Annotated in this window: 14 protein-coding genes; 5 read left to right on the forward strand and 9 right to left on the reverse strand. The window is 54.3% G+C overall.

Features of this window, described 5'->3' with window-relative positions; all coding sequences use genetic code 11:
- The 7 genes from psbA to Q0683_RS09140 form a co-directional block, all read right to left on the reverse strand.
- Positions 1 to 927: photosystem II q(b) protein (psbA, locus tag Q0683_RS09110; protein ID WP_298977386.1), on the reverse strand; the 927-nt coding region annotated here is incomplete at its 3' end.
- Between the two features lie 185 nt (positions 928 to 1,112).
- A complete protein-coding gene (locus Q0683_RS09115) occupies positions 1,113 to 1,265 on the reverse strand; it encodes a hypothetical protein (protein WP_298612849.1) in 153 nt (50 codons plus the stop codon).
- A 292-nt stretch (positions 1,266 to 1,557) separates the two neighbouring features.
- A complete protein-coding gene (locus tag Q0683_RS09120; protein WP_298977389.1) occupies positions 1,558 to 3,099 on the reverse strand; it encodes a Gldg family protein in 1,542 nt (513 codons plus the stop codon).
- Between the two features lie 12 nt (positions 3,100 to 3,111).
- On the reverse strand, positions 3,112 to 3,939 hold the full coding sequence (locus tag Q0683_RS09125) for an ABC transporter permease (RefSeq protein ID WP_298616931.1): 828 nt from the start codon (positions 3,937 to 3,939) through the stop codon (positions 3,112 to 3,114).
- Positions 3,932 to 4,903, reverse strand: coding sequence for an ABC transporter ATP-binding protein (locus tag Q0683_RS09130; protein ID WP_298977392.1), 972 nt, complete (start codon positions 4,901 to 4,903; stop codon positions 3,932 to 3,934). The genes Q0683_RS09125 and Q0683_RS09130 overlap by 8 nt, the downstream gene beginning before the upstream one ends.
- A 67-nt stretch (positions 4,904 to 4,970) precedes the next feature.
- The gene (locus Q0683_RS09135) at positions 4,971 to 5,720 is read right to left on the reverse strand and encodes an MBL fold metallo-hydrolase (RefSeq protein ID WP_298612141.1); all 750 of its coding nucleotides are present in this window, start codon (positions 5,718 to 5,720) and stop codon (positions 4,971 to 4,973) included.
- Positions 5,721 to 5,771: 51 nt separating this feature from the next.
- A complete protein-coding gene (locus tag Q0683_RS09140) occupies positions 5,772 to 6,374 on the reverse strand; it encodes an aminodeoxychorismate/anthranilate synthase component II (RefSeq protein ID WP_298612144.1) in 603 nt (200 codons plus the stop codon).
- A gap of 66 nt (positions 6,375 to 6,440) precedes the next feature.
- Between Q0683_RS09140 and Q0683_RS09145 the strand changes: the two genes are divergently transcribed.
- Entirely contained in the window at positions 6,441 to 7,190 is a 750-nt protein-coding gene (locus tag Q0683_RS09145) for an HAD family hydrolase (RefSeq protein ID WP_298612147.1), read from the forward strand.
- Between the two features lie 16 nt (positions 7,191 to 7,206).
- On the opposite strand, the gene Q0683_RS09150 is transcribed toward Q0683_RS09145, so the two are convergent.
- Positions 7,207 to 7,881, reverse strand: a complete 675-nt coding sequence (locus tag Q0683_RS09150) for a RibD family protein (RefSeq protein WP_298612151.1) — start codon at positions 7,879 to 7,881, stop codon at positions 7,207 to 7,209.
- Entirely contained in the window at positions 7,878 to 8,234 is a 357-nt protein-coding gene (locus Q0683_RS09155) for a DUF1830 domain-containing protein (protein ID WP_298977394.1), read from the reverse strand. The genes Q0683_RS09150 and Q0683_RS09155 overlap by 4 nt, the downstream gene beginning before the upstream one ends.
- Positions 8,235 to 8,461: 227 nt before the next feature.
- Between Q0683_RS09155 and Q0683_RS09160 the strand changes: the two genes are divergently transcribed.
- The 4 genes from Q0683_RS09160 (at position 8,462) to Q0683_RS09175 (ending at position 12,782) form a co-directional block, all read left to right on the forward strand.
- A complete protein-coding gene (locus tag Q0683_RS09160) occupies positions 8,462 to 10,024 on the forward strand; it encodes a photosystem II high light acclimation radical SAM protein (RefSeq protein ID WP_298612157.1) in 1,563 nt (520 codons plus the stop codon).
- An 87-nt stretch (positions 10,025 to 10,111) separates the two neighbouring features.
- The gene (locus Q0683_RS09165) at positions 10,112 to 11,125 is read left to right on the forward strand and encodes a type I glyceraldehyde-3-phosphate dehydrogenase (protein WP_298977397.1); all 1,014 of its coding nucleotides are present in this window, start codon (positions 10,112 to 10,114) and stop codon (positions 11,123 to 11,125) included.
- A 34-nt stretch (positions 11,126 to 11,159) separates the two neighbouring features.
- Complete coding sequence (locus tag Q0683_RS09170; protein WP_298977399.1) at positions 11,160 to 12,314, forward strand: alanine--glyoxylate aminotransferase family protein; 1,155 nt, start codon at positions 11,160 to 11,162, stop codon at positions 12,312 to 12,314.
- Entirely contained in the window at positions 12,315 to 12,782 is a 468-nt protein-coding gene (locus Q0683_RS09175) for an MEKHLA domain-containing protein (RefSeq protein ID WP_298612166.1), read from the forward strand.
- Positions 12,783 to 12,794 lie beyond the last annotated feature (12 nt).

Below are 12,794 nucleotides of genomic sequence, written 5' to 3' on the forward strand. Positions count from 1 at the left end.
AGCATCCACAACGGAGTGGTTGAAGTTGAACCCGTTGAGGTTGAAGGCCATGGTGCTGATCCCCAGTGCGGTGAACCAGATACCGATCACAGGCCAAGCGGCGAGGAAGAAGTGCAGCGAGCGGCTGTTGTTGAAGCTGGCGTATTGGAAGATCAAGCGACCGAAGTAACCGTGGGCCGCCACGATGTTGTAGGTCTCTTCCTCTTGACCGAATTTGTAACCGTAGTTTTGAGACTCGGTTTCGGTGGTTTCACGGATCAAGCTGGAGGTCACCAGTGAACCGTGCATGGCGCAGAACAGCGCACCCCCGAAGACACCGGCCACACCCAGTTGGTGGAAGGGGTGCATGAGAATGTTGTGCTCCGCTTGGAACACAATCATGAAGTTGAAGGTACCGGAGATACCGAGGGGCATGCCATCGGAGAAGCTGCCTTGACCAATGGGATAGATCAAGAACACCGCAAAGGCAGAGGCCAAGGGAGCAGAGTAGGCCACGCAAATCCAAGGCCGCATCCCAAGGCGGTAGCTGAGTTCCCACTGGCGCCCCATGTAGCAGGAGGCTCCCAACAGGAAGTGGAAGATGATTAGTTGGTAAGGGCCACCGTTGTAGAGCCACTCGTCGAGGGAAGCCGCTTCCCAAATGGGATAGAAGTGCAAGCCAATGGCGTTGCTGGAGGGGACAACCGCACCGGTAATGATGTTGTTGCCATAGAGCAAGGAGCCGGAAACAGGCTCACGAATGCCATCAATATCCACAGGGGGAGCAGCGATGAAGGCAATCACAAAGCAGATGGTAGCAGCAAGCAGAGTGGGGATCATCAACACGCCGAACCAGCCCACATAGAGGCGGTTGTTGGTGCTGGTGACCCAGCTGCAAAATTGCTCCCACAGGTTCAGTTGCTCGCGACGTTGTAAGACAGTCGTCATAGTGATAAGTCCTGTTGAACAATATGAATGAATACTACAAACCGTTTACAGTTCTCCGGCGAGTTCCTCAGAGACTTTAGGAACACCGACCGGGGTTATGCAACGGAATGTAACCTTATATTAATCAATCTCCCAGGAAAATGTAAAGGGTTATATCTGGATTTTATATTCTGTTAATAATTTTCTCAGGGATCAGCGGTGCCCTCCCGCGATCGCCGGCTGGGGAGGGAAGCAATGGGCAGGGTCAGAATCACCAGCAGCCCCAAAGGCGTGTTTGTGACCACCACCGCGATTGCCCCCTCATGCCAGCTCAGGCCACACTCAAGGGGGTATAGCATGGGGGACTTCCAAAAAAACAGCGTGGTGCCAAGGGGTGAGAATGCGGGTGCTATCTGGGGGGAGATTCAACCGATCCCCTAACCAACTGCCTAAGCCACGAATGTTAAGGATAGAGGTGCGCCCAAGTACCAATGCTTACTTGGCTAAGCTCAGTCCCCCACAAAACCGCAAATCCCAACTTGAGACCCCCGAATAAAAAGCCGTGACCCCACAGCCGCCAAGCAGACCAACGATCAGGGCATAGAGGAGCAAACGAGGGTAAGGGTAGGAGACTGTTGCCCCAGAGATGGGCTAGCGTCGTCGCCACCAGACAAAAACAGCTGAGCCAAAACCCACAAGGGGCAATAGAAACACGCTGATCATCTCAATCCAACGACTGGTAGTCACATTGAGTTGCAGGCGGCGGTTGGTCGTTTCGCGAGGACGAATGGAGAGTGCCTTTTGGTCGCGATCGCCCAACCAGAGTACGGAATTGACAAAGAGATCACTATTAATCCCTTGATAGGCAATCACGCCATCGGTCGCAAACTCTGAGTCGCCAAAGACAACCAAGCGGGCTTCCTTTGGGGGATTGTTACTCAACTGACGAGTAATTGCCACACCAATCGGCAGCGGCCCTTTGGTATCTACACCTTCGGTGAATTCAAGATTGCCCGACTTCCACTCGGTTTCTGCCCAAGTTTGTGGTCCAGAGAGGGCAATTTCCACAATGTTATCATCCTTTACAGGATCAACACGAATGGCCTGTGCGCGCGGAAAGACGCTAGGTCCTTGGGCAAAGCGCTGAGTAATGGGGTGATTGCCATAGGTGCTGACAATGATTGTGTCAGGCCCCAGTCCCACCTGTTGACCCACCCCGGAGCCATCAATAACCCAGCGGTTATCCAACGTGAGTCCCCAGTTTTTCAGTAAATCCTCAAGACCCGCGTTGACATCCACATCGAGCATCAGCAAAAGGCTGCCGCCACGATTGAGGTACTCTTTGAGCAGATCCTGCTCAAGCCGCAAAAAGGGCTGCCGTGGACCCGCCACAACAATGACATTGGCATCCTCGGGAATTTTGCCTTTTTCCAGCAAGTTGAGAGGCTGTAGTTGCACATCTCGTTGCTCTAGGAGTTTAGCGACCTCACTGAGGCTGGCCGCCCCACCTATGAGGGGGAGTTCATTGTGCCCCGTAGTGAAATAGGCGCGGATTGGGCGATCGCTGGTAACACGAATCAGGGCAGGGGTGAGGTTGCTTTCGGAAAGGTTTTCATCAATGCGCTGGGTTTTCTTGCCCGCCACAACAATCACTTGCCCCACTTGGGTTACGTTGTACTTTTTGGCCAGGGCGGGTTGTTCTTGGGGGTCAATGAACTCGAAGGAAAACTGGCCATTGGCCTGACGGCGGTATTGCTCTAACAGCAGGCGATCGCGACTGGCGGCATTGGGGTCAAACACCAAGACCCGCACCGGCTGATCTAGATTTTGCAAAACATCGCGGGTTTCTGGCGCGAGGGTAAAGGCGCGGTTTTCCGTGAGATCAATCTCAAGAGTGTAGCGATCCGCGAGAAAGTTGACAATGCCCAATAGGGCAATCACAGCAATCACCGTCAAGAGGGCATTGGTACTTGTTTGCGTGGAACGGCGTCCCCAAAAGCCACTAGACACCCGACTTTGCTGGATCAGCCACAGCAGCAGGGCAATCCCCCCCAGGGATAAAAGACTCAAGGGGAGCCAATTCCAGCGCTGCGTGACAAAGCCAGCACTCAAACCCGCAATGATAAGGAGTGGCGCCGCCCACAGCAGTAGCGTGGACATGCCGGCGGCTGAACCTTGGGCAAAACGCTTCATAACCCATACCCCCTAATTGCGCTGGTAACGAAAGGCATCAATGGACTGCGCTGTAAGGAAAATGCCTAGGAAAATATAACTGCCAAAGACAACTAGGCTACTGGTGCGGAAAATTCCGCGCGTCAGGTGGGTAAAGTGCTCTAGGGGTGAAAGATAGGTGAGGAGATCACTGAGATGCCCCCCAGTATGTTTGGCCAAGACATCCAGCACCCAGAGAATTAGCAACACAGCAAACCCCAAAATGGCCGCCAAGATCGTGCTATCGGTCAAGGAGGAGAGAAACATTCCCAGGGAGAGAATGGCAGCGGCTAAAAGAATCAATCCGCCGTTGCCCGCCAAAATCAGCCAAGGGGAGAGGGGCGGCGTACTCTGCCGCAGGGCAACAAACTGATAAACGCCCACCGGCAGCAGGAGCGTGGTATAAAACGTCAACACTGCCAAAAGCTTACCCGTTGCCACACACCAGTTCGTAATCGGTGAGGTGGCCAATAGTTCTAAGGTGCCGCGTTTACGCTCTTCGGTGTAGAGTCCCATGGAGAGCATCGGCAAAATCACTTGGGAAATGGAGCCTAAAAGTCCAAGGAAGCTTTCAAGAATCAGCTTGGGCACATCAACGGCTTGGCTTGGCGCTCCAAACTGCTGTTGCAGTAAATCCTGCTGAGCCACCTGGTTGATAATCGTCGTCATGACAACGAGGAAAAAAAGGCCGCTGAGCAGCCAGAATACGCCGGCAATCACATAGTAGAAGGGGGCAGTAAAGTAACTCTGGAGTTCGCGGCGGTAGATGGCAAGAATGTTGGCAAAAAGGACGCGCAGCCCGTGGCGGGAAACGCTAAGCATGGGCTTTTTCGGGTTCATCGCTGGATTCTGCGACTGGTTCATCGGTCGTGAGCTTCAAGAACACCTCCTCTAGGTTGGCACGGGAGCGGCGCATTTCAAAGAGTTGCACGCCATTTTGGACAAGGAGGTTGGCAAGATCAGCGCCAATTTCTGTTGGACTACTCACCCGCAGCTGCTGTCGCCCTGGGGCAGGGCCATTGTGCCAGGTCATCTGCTGTAGATGGGGAAGGTGTTGTAACAGGGATTCAATCTGGGGGCGATCGCCCACCACTTCGAGGTCATAGGTGTAGTTGCTGCTGAGGCGTTGCAGCAATTCATCCAGTTTACCAATGCCCGCGACTTCGCCTTTGTTGATAATCACTGCGCGATCGCAGGTCATGCTCACTTCTGCCAAAATGTGGGTAGAAAGAATCACTGTGTGCTGTCCCGCCAGGTTTTTAATTAAATTCCGTACCTCAATAATTTGACGCGGATCGAGACCCACCGTGGGTTCATCCAAAATAATGGCGGGCGGATCGTGGACGATGGCTTGGGCAATGCCCACCCGCTGCCGGTAGCCCTTGGAGAGTTTGCGAATAATTGTCCGTTGCTGCTCCCAAAGGCCACAGCTTTTGAGGGCATATTCTACCCGCTGGGGGCGATCGCCGGCACTGACGCCTTTGATGCGAGCTACAAAGTGCAAATAGCCTGCCACCGTCATTTCTGGGTAAAGGGGAGGATTTTCGGGCAGATAGCCAATGCGCTGCCGTACTGCCATTGGATCTGTGTGCACTTCATAGCCTGCAATCGAGGCTGTACCACTGGTTGCCGGCAGATACCCTGCCAAAATCCGCATGGTGGTGGTTTTGCCTGCACCATTAGGGCCAAGGAGACCGAGGATCTCTCCCGTAGCGGCCGAAAAGCTGACATCCCGTAGGGCGACAGTTGTGCCGTAAACCTTGGTCAGGTGCTCAACCTGAATCATGGCGTTTCCTCAACTCGCTACTTGTTCTACGGGAAACAATGACACACAATAATAGCGGTTTTTCTGATCAGATATTGAGAACTTGGATAGTGGTCTTCTGGGGCAAATTGGCTGCCGATAGACTGAGGGACGCACTCCCACTGCGGCGCACCGGAGTTCCCTCCATCACCTTCAAAAAGTCTTCCAGCGCCGCGAGATTACAACTGTTGGGGTCAGCCGCCGCCGTCCGATAGTGGGAAGGAATCACCAAGCGAGGTTGCAGCGCATCAATAGCCGCCTTCGCCTCCTCGGCCGTATAGGCCTTATCGCTCCCCCCCACGGGGACAATGACCACATCAGGCCGTCCCATGAGAATTCGTTGCTCAATGGTGATGGGCATGGCAATCCCCCCCATGTGCAGGAGATTGATGCCCCCCTGCTGCCAGCGCCAAACCACATTGACGCCAAAGCGAAAGCCACCGACGCGGTCATGGCTAGTGCGGATGCCCTGAATGCTCAGACCGTTAACTTTGTAGGAGCCGGGTTGAAAGAGCAGTTTCGGTTGGCCGGGTAAGCCTTCGATGTAGCCTTCGTCGAAGAGGCGACTGCTAATCATGACGATATCGGCAGCAACACGGGGAGGCCGTAATCCTTTGGTGCAGCCAATGGGACGGAAGGGATTCACCAGTACCCGCTGACCACTGCCCGTAAAGAGAAAACAGGTGTGGCCAAACCACTGAAGCGAAAGACCCCTCCCTTGAGCATGGGCTGCCCAATGTCCACCAAGGCTGGCGATCGCCCCAATTTGAGCCAAACGCAAGAACTGCCGCCGTTCCATTTTTTCTCCCGACACTCCTATTCCAGCTCAGTGTACCGAAAAGTGGCCGGCTCACACCGATGGACTGGACACTTGACGCAAAAAGTTCCGTAGCAGGTCTTTGCCGCAGGTGGTAAGAATGCTCTCCGGATGAAATTGCACCCCTTCCAGTGTCGGATATTGGCGGTGACGCACCCCCATAATTAGGCCATCCTCTGTCCAGGCGGTAATTTCCAATACATCGGGACAACTGTCACGGTCAATGACGAGGCTGTGGTAGCGGGTTGCCGTAAAGGGTTGGGGCAGCTCTTGGAACACCCCCACACCACTGTGGTAGATTTCTGACGTTTTGCCATGCATCAGTGTTGGTGCCAGTGTCACCGTGCCGCCAAAGACTTCCCCAATGGCTTGATGCCCCAAGCAAACCCCTAGGATGGGCAGTTTTCCGGCATAGGTGCGGATCAGTGGTTCAGAAATTCCGGCATCCGCAGGGCGACCAGGGCCGGGGGAAATGACAACACCCGCAGGGGCAAGGGCGGCAATTTCCTCGAGGCCGATCCTGTCGTTGCGAAAGACCCGCAGATCCGCAGCAATTGGGAACTCCTGCGCTAGCTCCCCTAAGTACTGGACAAGGTTGTAGGTGAAGCTGTCGTAGTTATCAATGACGATAATCAAGGGAGAAGTATCCTCATCATCTTCTGTGCTTTGTGTTTTGATCCTACTACCCAAGAGGTTTGGGGAATGGTGCAGCTGTGGTGTCAGGGACGCTGTTTTCACTCGGTAGCAGCAGTGATCTTTGATAAAGATGGCACATTAGCGGATGTTGCCGATTACCTGCGGTTGGTGGCGATCGCCCGCGCCGTGAAAATTGCCGAACACTTCCCGAATTTGCAAGAGGCACTACTTCAGGCCTTTGGGGTGATCGGTGATCATCTCGAGCCAACCGGATTGCAAGCAGTGGGAACACGGCAGGAGAACCTGATTGCCGCCGCGGCCTTTGTGGCCACCCAGGGAATTCCTTGGATTGCCGCTTTAGAACTCGTGCGCACGGCCTTTGCAAAAGCCGACCTCCAGTTTACGGCCAAAGCGCCGTGGACACCCCCTCTATCGGGTGTCACTCAATTAGTGCAGCAACTCCACAGGGCAGGATGTGCCTTGGCGATTATCTCCGGCGACGGCAGGTGGGAAATCGAGGCTTTTCTAGACACCTACCACTTGAAGCCCTTCTTCCAACTCTGGCGGGGAGGAGATGAACCACCCACAAAGCCCGATCCGCAGGTATTCCTCAGGGTGTGCGATCGCCTTGGCGTGCAACCAGATCAAACCGTGGTCATTGGCGATGCAGATAGTGACGGCCTGATGGCACAGCGGGGGGGAGCTGCGGGGAGTATTGGGGTTACGTGGGGTTGGCCTACGCCCCCCGTTCTCAATTACTGTGATTGCATTCTTGCCTCCCCCTTGGAGATGCGAATTATCCCTGAGGAGAATTGATTAGACTCAGTGGCGATCAAGCATAGGTGAGACGGTAGTGGAGATACACTTCATTGCCCACAGGTAAGACATTGAGAAGCGTCAACATCCCTGAGAATTCGACTCCATCGGGATAGAGGCTGGGGGCTGCCGACCCCAGGAGGAGTGGGCAGAGGGTCAACCATAATTCGTCAATAGCAGCAATCTGCAACAGGGATGCCAAAAGCTGTCCGCCCCCCAACACCGCCAAGGTTTGCACCCCCGCCCCTTGCATGTTGGCAAACGCCTTGGGCCAGTCAATTGCTTCTTCGCCTGCCCGCCAACACTCATCAAAGGCGGCGGATCCTTGCCAATGGCTAGCCCCCTTCTCAGTGGTCAGCAAGACACGGCGAATCGGCTGGCGAAAGAAGGGAAGCGCAGGGTCTAGGTTGCCGCTGGCGGAGCAGACAATTTGCAACGGTTGGGGCGATCGCCCCTGGCGTTCGCGCTCGGCAATGAGATGGGGAGATTGCAGGCGCATTGCTGTCCCCCCCCAGCGCAACGTCGTCGCCCCAAAGAGTACGGCGTCCACCTGGGCCACCTGCTGTTCAAGGTGTTGAAAATCGTAGTGAGAGGCAATACGTTTGCCGGCCGCATCCGAGCGGGCAAGCTTGCCATCTAAACTTGTGGCCAAAATGGCAGTGGTGCGCGGGCGCAGACTGACTTGACTCAATGACTTGTTACTTTTGTAGCTACAGCCTCAGGAGCTTCATTAATCAATTCTAACCGCCGTTGGATAACGGGATCACTGGGAAAAAAATTACCGGCCCCTTCTTGAACCAGTAGCTCTGTACAGGGGATGGTATCAGAAAGAATCGCGCTGGCCATTGTGCCGCTGTGAACTTCCAGTTGTCCTGCCCGTGGTGATTCAAACACCAGTCGTTGCCCCGGAAAAACAACCCGCTCGAAATACCAATTGGCAATATTGGTAATCCGCACCACCTGAATTTTGCTGGTGGCATTGACATAACAGCAGAGGATGCGATCGCAACTATTGCTAGGAAGGGGATCAAAGATTTGCGGCATAGGGGGTAATGGTTTGTTATGGGAGAGGTCTTTACCCTTGTTAGCCTAGCATTCTCAATTGGCCATAGTTGTAAACCCAACTACAGGATGCAGAGTTGATCCTTGCCTTGAGTTCAGTTCAGTTCCCCTGATCCCCTGCTGGAAAGGCGCAAATGTGTTAAAACCTAAACAGCGATAGAGGTTTATTAAGAATTTAGCGTTTCTATAGATCTTCCTTGGGCTAGTTTATGTCTCTTCGGGTTCTCTATGTCCGTCTCCCCTGCAACCCTATTTTTCCCATTGGTGTTGTGTATCTTGCAGACTATATCCATAAGCAATTACCAAGCGTTGAACAACGGATTTTTGATTTGGGAACGGTGCCACCCCTTGATTTTCGCCCTGCCCTTGCCCAAGTTATTGACGAATTTCAGCCCACGCATCTTGTCTTCTCTTGGCGGGATATTCAAATCTATGCCCCTGTGGGGGGACGGGGGGGCAATCCACTGCAACATGCCTTTGAGGTCTATTACGCTCGCAATCCCCTGGTGAAGTTGCGGGGGGCGATCGGGGGTCTGCGGGTGATGGCTGCCTACTATGGTGAACTCTGGCGCAACCTCAACTTAATCCGTTTGGGACTCCACCATGCTAAGCGTTACCATCCAGACGTTACAACCATTGTCGGTGGTGGTGCGGTCAGTGTCTTTTACGAACAACTGGGGTCTCAACTGCCCAAGGGCACCATTGTTTCTGTGGGGGAAGGGGAAACCCTGCTCTACAAAGTACTTACCGGCCAGTCGATTGCTCAAGAACGCTGCTACATTGCCGGTGTTGAAAAGCCCCGCGATCGCCTGATCCACGAATGGCCAACCCCCATCGAAAAAACTGCCTGCAACTATGACTACATCGAGACCATTTGGCCCGAATTCGAGTATTACCTTCAGGGGGGCGACTTCTATATTGGCGTGCAAACCAAACGGGGCTGTCCCCACAACTGCTGCTACTGCGTCTATACCGTCGTTGAAGGCAAACAGGTGCGCATTAACCCTGCCGAGGAAGTCGTGGCGGAAATGCGCCAGCTCTACGATCGCGGTGTGCGCAATTTTTGGTTTACCGACGCCCAATTTATTCCCGCTCGCAAATTTATCCCCGATGCGATCGCCCTACTGCGGGAAATTCTCAGAGCAGGCATGAAGGATATTCACTGGGCAGCCTATATCCGTGCCGACAACCTCACTCCCGAACTGTGCGACCTCATGGTGCAAACCGGGATGAACTACTTTGAAATCGGCATTACCAGTGGCTCCCAGGAACTGGTGCGGAAAATGCGCATGGGCTATAACCTGCGAACGGTGTTGCAGAACTGTCGTGATTTGAAAGCCGCGGGGTTTGATGCCCTTGTTTCTGTGAACTACTCCTTCAACGTAATAGACGAACGTCCCGACACCATTGCCCAGACGATTGCCTACCACCGCGAGCTGGAACGCATCTTTGGTGCCAACAACGTTGAACCGGCCATCTTCTTCATCGGCCTGCAACCTCACACCCACCTTGAGGAATATGCCCTCGAGCGCGGCATTTTGCGCCCCGGCTACAACCCCATGAGTCTCATGCCTTGGACTGCCAAAAAATTGCTTTGGAACCCCGAACCCATGGGATCCGTCCTTGGGGAAGTGTGCCTTGCAGCTTGGCGACTCAATCCCAATGACTTTGGTCGCACCGTCATGGCTCTTTTAGAGGAGCGCTTTGGCTGTGCCCCCCTAGAGGAGGCCCTGTCAGCCCCTTTGCAGGAGCGACCTTTGGTGCGCCGTTAAAAAAAGCGAAATAAAATGACCATTCCCCCTTAGAATGTTTCCTAGATCATTTCTGACCATGAGTTAGTAAACAGAGGAAGGGAGCAGGTGGTTAGAGTCGCTATCAATGGTTTTGGGCGCATCGGTCGGAACTTCATGCGTTGCTGGTTACAGCGAAAAGCCAATAGCAAGCTAGAGATTGTAGGCATCAACGATACCTCCGATCCCCGCACCAATGCCCATTTGCTGAAGTATGACTCGATGTTGGGCATTTTCCAAGATGCCGAGATTAGGGCTGACGATGACTGCATCTATGTGGATGAGCATGCAGTTAAGTGTGTCTCGGATCGCAACCCCGAAAATCTGCCTTGGAGCGCCTGGGGCATTGACCTGGTCATTGAAGCCACGGGGGTCTTTACCAGCCGCGAGGGTGCCAGCAAGCACCTTAGCGCCGGTGCCAAAAAAGTCCTGATTACAGCTCCCGGTAAAGGCAACATCCCCACCTATGTGGTCGGGGTGAATCACCACACCTACGATCCCAGTGAAGACATCGTCAGCAATGCCAGTTGCACCACCAACTGCTTAGCCCCCATTGTCAAAGTGCTCCATGAAACCTTTGGCATTCAACAGGGGATGATGACAACTACCCACAGCTACACGGGAGATCAGCGCCTACTCGATGCCAGTCACCGCGATTTGCGGCGGGCGCGGGCAGCCGCGATGAATATTGTGCCCACCTCTACGGGTGCCGCCAAGGCGGTGGGATTAGTCATTCCTGAGTTGCAAGGTAAGCTGAATGGGATTGCTCTGCGGGTACCCACCCCCAATGTTTCTGTGGTGGACTTTGTGGCGCAGGTGGAAAAACCCACCATTGCTGAGCAGGTGAACCAAGTAATCAAGGAAGCCTCTGAAACCACCATGAAGGGGATTATCCACTACAGCGAATTGGAACTGGTGTCTTCAGACTATCGGGGGCACAACGCCTCCTCGATTTTGGATGCCTCTCTAACCATGGTGATGGGGGGCACGCTGGTGAAAGTGGTGGCTTGGTACGATAACGAGTGGGGCTATAGCCAGCGGGTTCTGGACTTGGCAGAGCATATGGCTGCTCACTGGGCTTAGTCGTTTCATTCTAGGGATTGGTTCGCAACTCACAATGCAAGATAAATCAATGTTGATGATTCCGGGGCCGACGCCGGTACCGGAGTCGGTACTTTTGTCCCTCAGCAAACACCCCATTGGCCACCGCAGCGGTGACTTTAGCGAGATCATGGCAGCGGTAACGGCGGGATTGAAATGGCTGCATCAAACAACGGATGATGTGCTGATTTTAACCACCAGTGGCACAGGGGCGATGGAGGCCGGAATCATTAACTTTCTCAGTGCGGGCGATCGCGTCCTTGTGGGCTGTAATGGTAAATTTGGCGATCGCTGGGCAGAGGTCTGTGAGGCCTACGGTCTGAAAACGGAGCGCATTACCGCCCCTTGGGGACAGCCCCTCAATCCCGATGACTTCAAAGCAGCCCTAGAGGCAGACACGGCCAAAACAATTCAGGCGGTGATCGTGACCCACAGTGAAACCTCAACGGGAGTGATCAACGATCTAGAGGCGATTAACCGCCACGTCAAAGCCCACGGCCAAGCCTTGATCATTGTGGATGCGGTCACCAGTCTAGGAGCTGTCAATGTCCCTGTGGGTGAATGGGGATTGGACGTGGTTGGCTCAGGCTCCCAGAAGGGTTACATGATCCCGCCGGGATTGGCCTTTGTCAGCGTCAGTGCCAAGGCATGGCAAGCCTACGAGCGAGCCACCCTGCCGAAGTTTTACCTTGACCTAGGGAAATACCGCAAGGACGCAGCCAAGAACACCACCCCCTTTACCCCGCCTGTGAATCTCTTTTTTGCCTTGAAGACAGCCCTAGAGATGATGCAAGCGGAGGGCTTGGAGAATATCTTTGCCCGCCATCAGCGCCTGATGCAAGCCACCCGTGCTGCTATGAAGGCCCTGAACTTGCCCCTATATGCACCTGATCACTGCGCGAGTCCCGCCATTACCGCTGTCGCTCCCCAAGGGGTAGAGGCGGAGAAGATTCGCAGTCTGATGAAAAAACGCTTTGACATTGCCTTGGCGGGTGGTCAAGATCACCTGAAGGGGCAGATTTTCCGCGTGGGTCACCTCGGCTTTGTGAGCGATCGCGATATTCTGGCAGCGGTCAGTGCCCTTGAAGCGGTGCTCGCCGAATTGGGGTACAACAACTTTAGCCCCGGCGCCGGGGTGGCCGCCGCCAGTCGTATCTTGACCACGGTCTAAATGATGGAGCCTTGGTTGCAGCCACAGGCCATTCAGCAAGCGCGGCGAATCTGTGCCAGTTTTCAACACTGGACGGGGCGATCGCTCCTCCCTAAGGGAGCGAAGGAGGACTTGGCCTTGGCACAGCAGTTGTTCCACTGGTTCCAACCTGTTCTTTCCCATGGGTGCGAAGCCGATCCGGTGCTCAACTACGGCAATCAGGCAGCCCTTGCCCTATGGGAACTCTCTTGGTCAGAACTGGTACAGCTCCCTTCACGGTTCACTGCTGAACCCATTGCTCAGGTGGAGCGCTCAGCACTTCTTGCCCAAGCAGCAAGGCAAGGCTACATCCACAACTACTGCGGCATTCGTATCTCTCGATCTGGGCGGCGCTTTCGGATTGAAAATGCTTGGATTTGGACTGTCTTGGACGAGGCGGGGGCAGCGGTGGGACAGGCGGCAACTTTTGATCAGTGGCAGTTCCTGTAGGATTGATTTAGT

It is taken from the genome of uncultured Thermosynechococcus sp. (assembly GCF_938074695.1).
Lineage (GTDB): Bacteria > Cyanobacteriota > Cyanobacteriia > Thermosynechococcales > Thermosynechococcaceae > Thermosynechococcus.